Raw genomic sequence first — 14,152 nt, forward strand, 5'->3', positions numbered from 1 at the left:
CTAATGACCAGGTTTTACGTAAGAAATAATATAAAACACAAATAACCAAACAAATGCATATTGAAAAATAACTTTTGTAATTTTGGTCAACATATTTCTTTTTTCAATCTCATACTTATTTTGCCAAATCACAGACACGACTTGAGTGATTAATAGGAGAACGACAAAGCAGAAAGAAATTTCTACGATTAGCCCTGTTTCCGGAAAATCAGCATATGGTTGATTTTCCGGAATATTTAAATCTAACCGTTTGATTGACACCATCATTCGCCAAGCTGCACCCTTATACTCCATCAACCACTCAACAATGAATAGATTCGAAACGACATAGGTCATGACAACACCAACATGTTGTAAGATCGAACGAAAGCATTTTTTCAAGATATGCTTATATATAACATATCGTTGGGTCAGTCCCTTTGCGCGAGCATATTGAATATACATCTCGCCATCCTCAGCTGATAGTGCAGTAAAGATAATTCTCGCAAAATACATCATTGGATAGAGAGACACTAAAATCCCTGGTAATATGAAGTTAAACCACTGGTCATGACCAAAAAAATCAATAAATCGAAAGTGAATTAAAATAATCCACTGCAACGAAATAATCATAAAAAAGTCAGGTAAAGAATTGAGGAAAGAGGTTACCCCTGTTCCTAAAAAGTTTAGGGACGTATAACGATTACGATAATCAAAAATTCCTTTTCCGATTCCTAGTGCAATCGCTAGCAAAAAGGCCGTCACAATCACCGATAAACTTCTCGGAAAATATTCAAGGACGATTTCTTCAAATGGCTCCTTATTTTTCGTTGCCCCAAGACTGCCCTCAGTCTGAAAATTGCTGGTAAAATGCTTGATTGTTTCCCAACTATCGGAAACAGGGAATAACATTTTTAGTCTTGAAAAAAACGTTGACACATCCCCATTCCCTAGAAAATAGGCAATACCCAGTACAACCAGCACAAAATAAAGAATCGATACCAAGTCTCGCCCACTAAATACTCTTAATCTCTTAAGCACCCAAAATCCCCCTCTCACCTCTTACTGTAAAAAATAGGAACTACCACAAAATCATACCATATATGTAATTTTCAGAAAACACCCTCATTTATTGACGTATATAGACATAAAAAAGTTGCACGAAAAATAAGAAAAACCGGGCATAGCCCGGTCCTTTTCATGGTTAGAGAATATCCGATAATTTGTACTCTATGCCATGTACCCCTTTATAATACTCAGGATACATTTCACCCCCACATTTTTCACATGCAAACATAGGAGGAGTTGTCGGATCTCCATCATCCATTAAATCGAAATCCCTTACCACGTTAATAGGAATCTCTTCTTTCTCATGACACGCCAAACAAACATAGCTGACGCTCTGTTGCTTGGACTGGTTTAGGCTTATGTTTTTCTTCTTTTTCTTTCCCTTTTTGCGGGTTTTTGATACCGGTGAGATCGTTAATCATCCTTTCTAAATAAGCTCTTGTAGTTTTGCATAAGGCTACCTTTATTTCTAATTTACCATTTTCAAGGCAGACTTCTCCCTTGTATTCATAGTAACATTCACACCTCTGACAAACGAGAGGGTCTTTCTTGCCACTGGCTACTATTCTTTCACGCCACGTCTGGCGACGTAAGGTTTTCTTAACTTTTACAACCCAACGTCTTGCTTTTTGTTGCCAAGTACTCAACACTTTTTTACACAAGTTTTTTGATCTTCTAGAATACATACCGTAATGCCGAATAGTTTTAAATTGCTCGTCTGGGATATGGCGAATTAAACGTGAAATAAATTCTTCGACACTTACGGTTTCGGATTTGTCTTTTCCGTCAGTTTTATCCTTATATTTGAACGTAACGAATTGCCCATCATATGCCTCAATCCGATTGATTCCAATCGCTGGTCGACGAATATAACGGCCAATATAACGAAGTTGTTCTTTTATTTTTCCCCTCTGTTTAGGTGCATACACATAGAAGCCTTCGCCATTATTGGTGAACGCCTTTTGAAGTCTTGGTTGGATTCTTTTCTTTTCTCTTGGTGAAACTCCGTTTCTAATTAATTTTAATACGACCGTTTGCCATTGTTTACGAAGCATCGTAAATGGCAAGAAATCATACTGCTTCCATTCTCCTTTTTCTGTTAATCCACCCATTGTAACTAACATATGTACGTGAGGATTGAAGTTGACCCTTGAACCAAAAGTGTGGAGTCCAGCAATAATCCCAGGTGTTACCTTTGCTTTCTTTTTGAAGAAGTCAGTAAGTAGTCTTGCAGAAGCATCCATTAAATCTTTTAATAGATGTCGGTGAAGGAGAAATACATCTCTTAGTCCTTCATCAATCGTAAAAATTACGTGCCGATGATTAACCTGAAGAACATCTTCAGTAAGTAACCTACTCCATTCTTCACTTTCTCCAACAGAGCACGTGGTACAAAATCGACCTTTACATCGGTAAGGAACCTTTCGCACATCATGACAACCTTCACACACAAATAACTTAAATCCATTTTTGATATCCCCACAATCTCGAAATTTCTCAACCTCCTTAATTACGATAGGGCGGATTTTAGCACCGTGTTTTCTTTTGAAAGCTTCCCAATGTTGGTGTTTATCAAAAAATATTCTTCTCAATATATTGGTCTCCATAAAATGAAAATACCACAGCTTAAATGACTGTGGTAGACCCAAATTTTTATACTTTCTTATCTTTTAAAAAAAACCAGAGGATCCCCCCTGGTCGCAAATTACTCTCTATTATTTTTGAAACAATTCAATCCATTCGCCGTCTGGCCCATTGAAGAAAACGTATTTAGCCCCGCTTGGAAGCGTCGTAATGTTTTCATCAACAAACGTAACACCATGCTCTTTAACTCTTGCAATTTCTTCTTCGATATTTTCAACGGTAAATGCGATATGATGTACCTTTCCTTCTGTTGGAAGGTTTGGATTATATCCGGAAATGAGCTCAATCACTGTTTCGTCTGAATCACTAAAGCCAAGGAATGCTAGCTTCAAGTTTGGATCGACATGGTCCTGTTTTTCTAGCAACTCTAACCCCAATACTCTTGTATAAAACTCAATTGTCGTGTCTAAATCCTTTACTTGAATTCCAACATGTTCTAGTTTTTTAAGCGGCATGTTTTTGCTCTCTCCTTTTTCGAATGATTTTTGGTCGGTATTTAACGCCAATGTAGGTCACAGCAAGTGCCAAGACCAGCACCCCACCTTTTACAATTTCAAATGCATAGTATGGTAGATTTAGCATGGTTAGTCCATTCAAAAGAACTCCAATAAGTGCTGCTCCAAAAAAGGTTCCAAGTGCATTTGGCTTTCCAGCACCAAGCACGGAGAATCCAACAAACACCGCAGCAACAGACTCCATTAACAGTGAAGCACCCGCATCTATTTGTCCCGAACCGACACGAGCAGTAAACAATATTCCCGCCATTGAAGCAAACACTCCAGAAACGGTATACGCAATCAGCTTTACCTTATTTGTATTGATACCAGACAATCTTGCAGCCTCTGCATTTCCACCTGTCATATATAGAATTCGGCCCCATCTCGTATGGTTAAGAATCACATAAGCAAGAAGCACGAAAACGAGCATAATCCAGACCGGAACCGGTAATCCCAGCATCTTCCCTTGCCCAATCCATAAAAATGCTTGATTGAACTCACCAGGGGCCGTCCCGCCACTGGTCAATGGCATATGGTTATAGATGGAATACCCTTCCGTATAGGTCCGGTGCAGACCTGATACGATATACATCATTCCAAGTGTCGCGAGTAGATCCGGTATCCCTATTTTTACGATTAAAAACGTATTTACAAGACCAACTACAACCCCAACTAATAGTGGTAATAGCAGTACCACCCAGAGCGGTAACTCATACCAGACCATCAATGACGCCGTAATCACGACCGACAATGACATAGTTGACCCTACTGATAAGTCAAATCCATCAACAACAAGCGTAAACGTAACCCCTAACGCAAGAAGTGTTACAATTGAGATGGATCGTAGGATATCTGATAGATTTCCATATGAAAAAAATGCACTGTTCACAGTACTAAAATAGATTAAGATAAAGCCCATTAATAAGATTGCCCCATATTTAAACAGGAAGCTGATGATATTCCCTTTCATGTACGTCATCCTTTCCACCACTAGCATACAAAAGGATTTGATCCTGTGTGGCCTCTCCTCCTGAAAGTTCCTTTACGATTTCTCCGTCATACATCACAAGAATCCGGTCTGAAATTCTTATAATCTCATCGATTTCAGAAGAAAAATAAAGGATCCCTTTCCCCTCATCGGCGAGGGAATAAATAAGCTTGAAAATATCCTGCTTCGCACCGACATCAACCCCTTTTGTCGGCTCATCAAACAAATAGAGGCCCGCATTTCGAGAAACCCATTTTCCAATCGCAACCTTTTGCTGGTTTCCTCCACTTAAATGCTCAGCCAGAGTTTCCGTATCGTTTGTTTTTATTCCAAGCAATTCAATAATGGAGCTTGCATAGCTCTTTTCAGCCTGTCGATTCATCATTAAAAACGGTGAGAACTTTTTCAAATTGGCAAAGGATAGATTTGTAGAGATTGATTCATGAATAAACAACCCTTCCTTACGGCGCTCCTCTGAAATAAGCGCAAAACCTGCCTCAATTGCTTGTTGTGAATGGGTAAAATGATGAGATTTCCCCTTAACGATTACATCACCCTGTTCGTAAGGACGAAGACCAAACAATGTTTTCGCAAGCTCTGTTTTTCCGGCACCAACTAACCCGACAACCCCAACAATTTCCCCTTCAGAAACCGTAAACGAAACATCGGTAAGCTTTTCCCCATCATCAAGCCCCTTTACCTCTAAAAGAAGATCACCCGTCACGGCTTTTCGTTTCGAGGATTGTTCTGTATAGGTACTTCCAAGCATCGTTTCGACAACTGTTTTTGGAGTCACCTCTTTAGTTGAAAAAGTGTTTATCGTCCTGCCATCACGCATAATCGTTAACCTGTCACAGATTTCAAACACCTCGGGTAATCGGTGTGAGATAAAAACGCAACCGACACCTTTTTCCTTCAGTGTTTTTACAATATCGAAAAGGTATTTTGTTTCCTCAATCGATAATGGTGCAGTTGGCTCGTCAAAAATGATGACCTTCGCTTCATGTGCAAGGGCTCTCGCAATCAAAACCAACTGCTTTTCGGCAAGTGATAACTCTAATGCCTGCTTTGTCATTGGTATATCCGTGACATTCAAGAGCCTTAGAATCGAGGCTGCTTTTTCACGAAACTTTCTTTTATTAATGAACAAGCTTTTTTCAGTTGAAAAAGTATCGAGTAAAATATTTTCAGCAACCGTTAACTGCGGTACAATCGCCGTATCGACCTCTTGATAAACAATGTGAATACCAGATGATTTTGCATCCTTCGGAGAACGAATATCAATTGTTTTGCCTTCAAGGGTAATCGTCCCAGCGTCGAGCCCATAGGCTCCTGATAGAATTTTCATCAGCGTGCTTTTTCCAGCGCCATTTGCCCCAAGCAACGCGTGGACCTCGCCCCTTTGTAGCTCAAAAGAAGCATTCTCAAGTGCAACCACATTACCGAAACCTTTTGTAATTTCCTTCATTTCGAGTAAAGGCATCTGCATATCCTCCTTTACAGAGGACCCCTTGAGGCCCCCATTTTTACTCCCCAGCTTCAAGCTTTTTCAGCTCATCTGTGTAACCTTGTTCGCTTTTACCCCAGCCTTCAATGTATTGGTCAAGCTCTGCAGTTGTAATTTTTTCTTCAGGCAGTGCATCCTTTGTTACGAATACTGGCTCTAGTTTTACTCGTTCTGGTGTTTCATCACCATTTAGTTTTTGGTAGGCAAAACGAACTTGAATACGTCCGATATCTTTTGGATCAACCGCCGCAGATGCAACCCATGGGCTGTTTTCTGCTTGAATCATTTGTAAATCTTCATCACTCATGTCAATTCCATAAACTTTAATGTCTGAACGGCCTGCTTGTTCAATTGCACGAACAGCACCTTTTGCAAATTCATCCCACGCTGCCCAAACTGCTGTAATTTGACCCTCTTCAGGATATTGCTTTAAAAGAGCTTCCATCTGTGCTTGTGTATCAAGCGCAGTATTAGCAGTCGCTGCACCAAACGTTGCAATTTCCTTTATACCAGTATTGTTGTCAAGAAACTCTTGATAGGCGATTTGACGTCTTTCCATTGGAGCAAATCCAGCCACCCAAATTTTTACGATATTTGCTTCACCACCAGCATCTTCCGCTAATTTCTCAAGTGTCATTTGCGCCATTTGCTGGTCACCTTGTTCAAGAACTGTAACCCCATCCACTTCCACTTCTGCATCAAACACTACAACTGGGATACCTTTTTCTACCGCTTTTTGAACTGAACCTTGTAGGGCTTCTTTTGTTCCGTGGTCAATCAAGATAGCATCAAATCCTTGGTTTACCGCCGCATCGACGTTTGACGCCATTTTTGCTAGGTCTCCATCAGATGTAAAAACAGTTGTATCGCCAGCAAACTTTTTCACCTGCTCTTCAACACCCTCAATATATTGAGCAGAAAAAGTTCCTAAGTTTTGTTGCATAATTAAAGCGATTTTTTTGTTTGCTAATGGATGTTCAGAATTTTTTACTTCTGTACTATCTGTTTTTGTTGTTTCCTCTGCGACTTTCGGTTGGCATCCAACCAATACTGCAATAAGTAGTAACGCTGTGAATAATAGTTTTGTTAATTTCATTGTGTTTCTCCCCTTTTTTGTATGTCATCCATTTTCATATTAAATGGCTGATTTCGTAGACATTGTTGCTTTTTGCACCGTTGATCTCCACTGCAGGCGGACGCTTTCCGCGGGCGTGGCTTGAGCCTCCTCAACGAAGTGTGGAGGCGGCTTGAACAGAAACGAGAAAATTGGCCGACTAAAGCGCCACGTCCTGTGGCGACGTCGGCACTAGCACATCCTGTGCGTCGGAGACTCCGACAAAGAGGCGTATTTTGCCTCTGAAGGAGGAGTTGAAATTTCTCGAGTTTCTAGCCGCTGCAACTGGACAGGTCGCTGTCGCGTCTGCGGGGTCTCAAGTCTCATGCTTTTCCCGCTGGAGTCGCCGCCTTCCGCTTCAATCAACTTGGTTTGCACTTCTTATAAAAGCAACAATCTATTAGAAAAGAGCCATTTTAATCTACTTACTTTTTAAAAAGCCACCACTCTCCCGTTTATGAGGCCTTTTTTGAAAAAAATAAAAGCCTCTTTCTCATCAGAAAGAGGCTTGAAGCATACAAAAGTCTTCGCACCTCTTATCTACCAGAAAGAAAAATCCTTCTGTTGGAATTAGCACCGTGCCTTACGGGTCATACCCGGCGAAAAAAACTCGCCCCATTTCACAATGGTATTACGGTCGGTTGCTGGGCGTCATAGGGCCAAATCCCTCAGCCTACTCTTGATAAGAGAAAAATACAGCAAACATATTCAATTAACTTCATTCAAATAACTTACTTGACGAGAATCATATCATGCCCAAAAATAAAATTCAATATTTTTATAATAAAAAATATTTTAATAGTGAAAATATCTTTTGGAGAAAAAAATTACGGTAAAACGCAATCATTGGATTTAGTACGCAATTGTGATCTTCTATCACGCAATTATCGAATTTAACATACGCATTTCCGGGCATCTATCGCGCAATTATCATATCTAACACGCAATTGCACGCCCACAATCCCATTTTTCCACAAAAAAACTAGGAGAACCAAATCTCCTAGTTTCCTATAATGCTTTTTCGTTCCGATCAAGTACACGTGCATAATTTTGCTCAAATAACGGCATTTCTTCTCCCGTTAATTGTGAAGCAAAAATGTGCTCACTTTCTTTTTTTAATGTTTGAAGCAACAGCATCATGACGGTTTGTACGGTAAGGTTTGGATCAACTAATTCCGCCAAAGAAGCCATTGTTTCGGGTTTTACATCTGGGTAAACAAATTTCGTCTCCGCACCTTGCAAACCTATATCATAGAACCGACGGATGATGTCTGCTCGTTCTGACCCACTTCCGGTCACACCTAAATAAATTTGCACAGCCACTCCATTACGTAAGCGGCGCTGAGAAATCCCCGCAAACTTTTTCCCATCTATACTTAGATCATAGCTTCCAGGGCAATATGATCCAACGATTTCTCGTGCAACGATATCGACTTCATAGCCCTCAAGCATTTTTCGAATGAGTTCAAGCATTGTATCGTATCCGCGGTTGATATCAATCCCTTTTTCCGTCTCAGGAAAAATGAGTGAAATGTTCAACACTCCCTCATCTAATACCACTGCTAGTCCACCTGAATTCCTAACAATCGCGCGATAGCCCAATGATTCAAGGAACTCAACCCCTTCATCCAAAAAAGGCAATTTAGTATCCTGTATCCCAAGAACTATGGTTTGATGATGAACCCAAGTCCGCGCTGTAGCTGGCGATTCACCTTTACCCACAAACGCACAAAGAGTGTCATCTATCGCAAACGATTGTAGTGCATCAAATTGATAGCCTAGACTAGATTGATCAATAATCCGCCAACTTGGCTGAAATAAAAGACTTTCGGTCATAAGGCATACTCCTATAATATCAAATGCGCCATGGCGTATTTGCGCCCAGATTTTAGGCCCACATGAAGTGGGTCATAAAGACGTTGCCACAGGACGTGGCGTTCTTAGTCTTTGAACTTACTTGCTCGAAAAGTTTCCATTGAAAATCTGTGGCATCCGCCGGAGGCTTTAACTTTATTCAGTCAGAGTTAGAACCCCGACTGAATTGTATACTCTGTTTGCATTCATCCCCCACAGAAGTAGGAGACTTCTGAATGAATAAAGTTAATAAATACTAGATTAACAATGAGGTTCTTAAAAGAAATAAACCCCAAAAAACCAGGCGATGCCTGGTTCCTGTACCGTCCTATTTTACCCTTAATTTACGTATTTAGCTACCTCATGTCGTGAGGTTTTGCTCATTTTAAAGGCAATCATTTGATTGATTTTTTTCGTTACGGCCTCAACCGTTGTATCTAACGTAATCGCCAATTCTTTATAAAATATTTTTTGTAAATAAAGAAGTAAACGACGGTCATGTTCCGACAATTTTTTATCGTTCATTTCAAATTCATGCTTTTTACAAAGCAATGTATTTAGTACTTTAGATATTTCTTCTCTATTTCCGGACGAAGCTATTCCAGAATAGACTTTATGACGCTCCGAACTGTTGTCAATCCACTGAATTCCTGGTAGCTTAAAGGATTCTAAGATTTCCTCTGATTCACTTTTATCAATAATTCCTTGCATTAATACTTTGTCATTATCCACTGGGTTTTGGATTATCAACGTGCTGTCTTCAATTGGGTGCATTATATAATAAGTCCGAGTCATACCACCGTATGTTTTTTCACAAATATCATCTATCTGGCATATACCCATATTCGAATAAATCACTAGATCACCGATATTAAACATGTACCATGCTCCTATCCAATGGATTGTCAACTTAGTTGACTTTATTTAATCATACACCATAATTCAAAAAATATCAACTTGGTTGACAAAAATAACATTTCCAAGACAAATAACCGACCTGTAAAACCTCAATATCCTGTATAAATCGACAAAAGTTTCAGCTTAACCCTCACATAAATTTTGTCAACTTAGTTGACTACATCTATTTATTTTTGTATAGTAATGGCGATTATAAAAACGGGAGTGGAATTTATGGACCCTGTACTTCAACATTTAGATTTAATCGACCTCTTAAGTGAAAGACATGGACAGCTTCGAGGGATTGCAGAAAAATTATGGAATGAGACCAGCGACATCGCGATTTCAAATTCAGAATGGTATATCATGTCGCGGATCTATAAAAGACAAACAACGATTGCGAATGTTTCTAAAAATGTTGATATAACTAGGCAAGCAACACATAAATTTATAAAAAACTTAAAGGCAAAAGGGCTAGTCAACGTAATGGATGTTGAAAACAACAAAAAGGAAAAACGAATCGAATTAACCCCCCTTGGTGAAGAGTGCTATGAGAAAAATGAGGAACTAAAAGCAACGATTGAAAAACAAATCATAGAAAATATCGGGGATGAACAAGTAGAGCTATTAAAAAAAGTATTAAAAACGGATTGGAACATTTGAAATTCAGACAATTGGGTGTGTAGCTGACGATTTACTGCCACTGTTTCAGAAATACTGCCATTAATCTTAATTTACTGCCACTAGCAAAAATACACCCACAAAAAAGGCCATGTCCTAAAGACATGGCCATTCTCATTCTTACAACGCTTGCGCTGCTGTGATTAAAGCAAGTTTATAAACATCCTCTGAGTTACAACCGCGTGAAAGGTCGTTTACTGGCTGATTTAAGCCCTGTAAAATTGGACCAACCGCTTCAAAGTTTCCGAGACGCTGTGCAATTTTATATCCGATATTACCCGCTTCAAGGCTTGGGAAAACAAATACATTTGCGTCTCCTTTGATTATGGAATCTGGTGCTTTTTTCTTTGCAACAGATGGAACAAATGCCGCATCAAATTGGAATTCTCCATCCAATACTAAGGCAGGATTCATTTCTTTTGCAATTTTAACAGCCTCTGCTACTTTTTCCGTTTCAGGAGATTTTGCAGAACCTTTGGTTGAGAAGCTTAACATAGCTACTCTTGGTTCGATATCAAACATATCAGCCGTATTGGCACTTTCAATTGCAATCTCTGCTAAATCCTGACTATCTGGTGCAATATTAATCGCACAATCAGCAAATACATATTTCTCATCTTCACGAACCATGATAAATACACCAGAAGTCTTCTTCACACCTTGTTTTGTTTTAATGATTTGAAGGGCAGGACGAACCGTGTCTGCAGTTGAATGTGCCGCACCACTTACAAGCCCGTGTGCTTTACCTGTATACACTAGCATGGTTCCGAAGTAATTTTCATCCTTAAGGATCTTACGTGCATCCTCCTCAGTTGCTTTGCCCTTACGTCGTTCAACAAATGAAGCCACAAGCTGATCGAACTCTGGATATGAATTAGCATCATAGATTTCCACTCCTTCAAGGGAAACACCAAGTTCCTTCGCTTTGTTTTCAACCGCTGCTTTTTCGCCAACTACAATTGGTACAAGTACCTTTTCACTTGCCAAACGGCTTACCGCTGTTAAAATGCGCTCATCTAATCCTTCTGGAAAAACAATTTTCATTTCCTTTCCAGATACCTTTTGTTTTAATTGAGTAAATAAATCGCTCACTCTTATTCCTCCTAGTATGTTAATAAATGCGTTTTATGTAAGTTAGGCATATAGCCGTACCAAAACTGCCAACCATTAGGATACGGCTTTTTTCATCAATTGAAAACCAAAAAGCCTTAAAAATCATGTGACAGTATTATGACACTATCTTCAATTTTCCCAACAACCTGACAAAATACTCACTCTCACTTTTGTTCACAAAATCTCCTAAGGTTTAATCACTTTGCTATAGGGGAAACTGTGATATAGTAGTGTTGAATACATAAACATGTGATAAATAAGGAGTGATTGTAATGGCTGAAGCAGCACAAACGCTTGATGGCTGGTATTGCCTACATGATTTTCGTTCGATTGATTGGACGTCTTGGAAAACCCTTTCTAGTGACGAGCGACAAGCAGCAATTCATGAATTTCTTGGTTTAGTAGATAAGTGGAATAAAACTCAAGCAGAGAACCAAGGAAGCCATGCATTATATACAATTGTCGGCCAAAAGGCTGATTTCATGATGATGATTCTTCGCCCAACAATGGAAGAACTAAATGAAATCGAAAATGAATTCAATAAAACAAAGCTTGCTGAATACACAATTCCTACATATTCTTATGTTTCTGTTGTTGAATTAAGTAACTATGTAGCAGGCGAAAGCAATGAGGATCCATATCAAAATCCTTATGTACGCGGACGTTTATACCCAACCTTACCGAAGAACAAATATGTTTGCTTCTATCCAATGGACAAGCGCCGTGAAGGCAATGACAACTGGTACATGCTTTCAATGGAAGAACGCAAAGAGCTTATGCGCAGCCACGGTATGATTGGCCGCCAATATGCAGGAATCGTAAAACAAATCATCACAGGCTCTGTTGGCTTTGATGATTATGAATGGGGCGTAACCTTATTCTCGGACGATGTGCTTCAATTCAAGAAGCTTGTCTATGAAATGCGCTTTGACGAAGTAAGTGCTCGATACGGTGAATTCGGAGCATTCTTCGTTGGAAACATTTTAACTGAAGAAAAAGTACCACAATTCCTACACATTAATTAAGAAAAGTGACAGGCGCCCTGTTTTAGGCGACAAGCATAAGAAAAGCGCTGACAGAAGGTGCATTTTACCTTCCGAAGCGCTTTTCTTAGACCAGAGAGCCGATGGCGCATGAAACTAGACATAAAAAAAGAGAGGGACTTCCTCTCTTTTTTTTATCCATATTCATAATCCTTTTTCCTCGCTCATACAATGCAATGATGAATCCACTAAACATACCACCAAAAAGTTCTAGTCAAAATCCCAAAAATAATCAAAAAGTAGGAACCCATCTTTCACCTAAACAATAAGTTAGTAAAGAGGCTTTTTCATTATCCTTGTCTTCTTTTGTAGTGAGGTGAAAAGATGGCAGTAGTTGCGCACACGGAAGCAGATGTAAAGCTGTTAGCAAGGTTGTTACGCGCTGAGGCTGAAAGCGAAGGTAAACAAGGCATGCTATTAGTAGGGAATGTCGGGGTAAATCGCGCGAGATCTCGTTGTCTGGATTTTAAAGATATTAACACCATCCGAAAAATGGTCTTTCAAAGTCCTGGTGGCTTTGAAGCAACCCAAAAGGGCTATTTCTACCAGGCCGCTCGACCGTCTGAGATTGCACTTGCACGAAGGGTACTAAAAGGGGAAAGGTTTCACCCTGCCAGGTTTTCTTTGTGGTTTTTTGAACCATCAGGAAACTGTCCAGCACAATGGTTTAACCAGTGGAACGTGGGAAGGTTTAAAGCACACTGCTTCTACCAACCAACACAGGAGGATTGTCCAGACGTTTTCTAAGGCATATGCCTTAATTTAAAAAGAGAAAAATTAAACATTCTGAGGAGGGCTTACATTGAGTCAAGATAATCAATCAATGCAAAATCCATATGCTGCTTACGGGTTTAACCCGCAAAGTATGGGCCAGTTTGGGGGCTACATGGATCCAAACCAATTCGCATATGGGGGATATCCATTCCAACAGCAACAACAAGGAGGCTTTCAGGCACCACAAACGCCAACTTTCGCTCAAACGGGTGGGGTCGCGCAAAATGTACCGGGTATGCTTCCGCTTGAAGAATCCTACATCGAAAACATTCTTCGCCTGAACAAAGGAAAGCAAGCGACTGTTTACATGGGCTTTGATACCACGAACCAACAAAAAGTCTTCAAAGGCGTTGTTGAAGCTGCAGGGCGTGACCACATTATTTTAAGTGACCCTCAAACAGGCGTGCGCTACTTACTCTTAATGGTCTACTTACAATACATTACATTTGACGAAGAAATTGAGTACCAATATCCATTTGGTGGAGGCCAAGGCCTAGTCAATTACCCACCACGCTAAAAAAGTAAGGAGTGTCCGCGGACACTCCTTTAATCTTTCGTTTTTTACATATGTTTTGCGGCAGCCACTATTAATAATACCCAACCTAGTAAAAAGGCAACCCCACCAAGCGGTGTGATGGCACCAAGGATTTTAATACCAGTCACACTTAAAACGTACAAGCTTCCAGAAAATAAAAAAATTCCCACAAGCAAACTCCAACCAGCCGTTGTAATTAAACTAACTTGTGAAAACTTGTCCGCTAAAAAGGCAACAACAAATAATCCAATCGCGTGAAACATTTGATATTGGACAGCTGTATTCCATGTTTTTAAGTATTTTTCGGTAATTTTTCCTTCTAAACCATGGGCACCAAATGCACCAAGCGCAACTGCTAAAAATGCATTAATCGCTCCCAATATTAAGAACAATTTCATTTTCGTTCTCCATCCTTTTTTTAAAATTCGTATTTTTATTCTACCATATTCATTATAAGA

At 39.7% G+C, this 14,152-nt stretch carries 14 protein-coding genes and 1 riboswitch; of the genes, 4 read left to right on the forward strand and 10 right to left on the reverse strand.

Going from position 1 to position 14,152, the window contains the following annotated elements; genetic code table 11:
- From NST91_RS24840 to NST91_RS24875, 8 genes are all read right to left on the reverse strand, one after another.
- Window positions 1-1,020, reverse strand: coding sequence for an ABC transporter permease subunit (locus NST91_RS24840; RefSeq protein WP_341333286.1), 1,020 nt, complete (start codon window positions 1,018-1,020; stop codon window positions 1-3).
- A 329-nt stretch (window positions 1,021-1,349) separates the two neighbouring features.
- Entirely contained in the window at window positions 1,350-2,654 is a 1,305-nt protein-coding gene (locus NST91_RS24845) for an IS91 family transposase (protein ID WP_083967595.1), read from the reverse strand.
- Window positions 2,655-2,762: 108 nt separating this feature from the next.
- The gene (locus NST91_RS24850) at window positions 2,763-3,146 is read right to left on the reverse strand and encodes a VOC family protein (protein ID WP_121448337.1); all 384 of its coding nucleotides are present in this window, start codon (window positions 3,144-3,146) and stop codon (window positions 2,763-2,765) included.
- Window positions 3,136-4,158 (reverse strand): ABC transporter permease, encoded by a 1,023-nt coding sequence (locus tag NST91_RS24855; protein WP_341333287.1) that lies wholly within the window; start codon window positions 4,156-4,158, stop codon window positions 3,136-3,138. The genes NST91_RS24850 and NST91_RS24855 overlap by 11 nt, the downstream gene beginning before the upstream one ends.
- Window positions 4,127-5,665, reverse strand: coding sequence for a sugar ABC transporter ATP-binding protein (locus NST91_RS24860; RefSeq protein WP_341333288.1), 1,539 nt, complete (start codon window positions 5,663-5,665; stop codon window positions 4,127-4,129). Before NST91_RS24860 ends, NST91_RS24855 begins: the two co-directional genes overlap by 32 nt.
- 37 nt (window positions 5,666-5,702) lie before the next feature.
- Complete coding sequence (locus NST91_RS24865) at window positions 5,703-6,779, reverse strand: sugar ABC transporter substrate-binding protein (protein ID WP_341333289.1); 1,077 nt, start codon at window positions 6,777-6,779, stop codon at window positions 5,703-5,705.
- 551 nt (window positions 6,780-7,330) lie between these two features.
- Window positions 7,331-7,486, reverse strand: a riboswitch (SAM riboswitch).
- Between the two features lie 319 nt (window positions 7,487-7,805).
- Window positions 7,806-8,633 carry an octanoyl-[GcvH]:protein N-octanoyltransferase gene (gene lipL, locus NST91_RS24870; protein ID WP_121448341.1) on the reverse strand — a complete coding sequence of 276 codons (828 nt, stop codon included), beginning with the start codon at window positions 8,631-8,633 and terminating at the stop codon, window positions 7,806-7,808.
- A 357-nt stretch (window positions 8,634-8,990) separates the two neighbouring features.
- The gene (locus NST91_RS24875) at window positions 8,991-9,530 is read right to left on the reverse strand and encodes a CarD family transcriptional regulator (protein ID WP_121448342.1); all 540 of its coding nucleotides are present in this window, start codon (window positions 9,528-9,530) and stop codon (window positions 8,991-8,993) included.
- Window positions 9,531-9,782: 252 nt separating this feature from the next.
- Here NST91_RS24875 and NST91_RS24880 point away from each other — a divergent pair, with 252 nt between their 5' ends.
- The gene (locus NST91_RS24880; protein ID WP_121448343.1) at window positions 9,783-10,211 is read left to right on the forward strand and encodes a winged helix DNA-binding protein; all 429 of its coding nucleotides are present in this window, start codon (window positions 9,783-9,785) and stop codon (window positions 10,209-10,211) included.
- A gap of 138 nt (window positions 10,212-10,349) precedes the next feature.
- Here the strand turns inward: NST91_RS24880 and pta are convergent, their stop codons facing one another.
- Entirely contained in the window at window positions 10,350-11,321 is a 972-nt protein-coding gene (gene pta / locus NST91_RS24885; protein ID WP_341333290.1) for a phosphate acetyltransferase, read from the reverse strand.
- A gap of 293 nt (window positions 11,322-11,614) precedes the next feature.
- On the opposite strand from pta, the gene hemQ reads away from it, so the two are divergent.
- The 3 genes from hemQ to gerQ all read left to right on the forward strand — a co-directional run bounded on the left by hemQ (window position 11,615) and on the right by gerQ (window position 13,676).
- Window positions 11,615-12,367 carry a hydrogen peroxide-dependent heme synthase gene (gene hemQ, locus NST91_RS24890; protein WP_121448345.1) on the forward strand — a complete coding sequence of 251 codons (753 nt, stop codon included), beginning with the start codon at window positions 11,615-11,617 and terminating at the stop codon, window positions 12,365-12,367.
- 342 nt (window positions 12,368-12,709) lie between these two features.
- A complete protein-coding gene (locus tag NST91_RS24895) occupies window positions 12,710-13,132 on the forward strand; it encodes a cell wall hydrolase (RefSeq protein ID WP_121448346.1) in 423 nt (140 codons plus the stop codon).
- 55 nt (window positions 13,133-13,187) lie between these two features.
- Window positions 13,188-13,676: a spore coat protein GerQ gene (gene gerQ, locus NST91_RS24900; protein ID WP_246006490.1), complete on the forward strand. Its 489-nt coding sequence runs from the start codon at window positions 13,188-13,190 to the stop codon at window positions 13,674-13,676.
- A 44-nt stretch (window positions 13,677-13,720) separates the two neighbouring features.
- On the opposite strand, the gene NST91_RS24905 is transcribed toward gerQ, so the two are convergent.
- Entirely contained in the window at window positions 13,721-14,092 is a 372-nt protein-coding gene (locus tag NST91_RS24905) for a DUF423 domain-containing protein (RefSeq protein ID WP_341333291.1), read from the reverse strand.
- Window positions 14,093-14,152 lie beyond the last annotated feature (60 nt).

It is taken from the genome of Ferdinandcohnia sp. FSL W7-1320, assembly GCF_038050315.1.
Lineage (GTDB): Bacteria > Bacillota > Bacilli > Bacillales > Bacillaceae_L > Ferdinandcohnia > Ferdinandcohnia aciditolerans.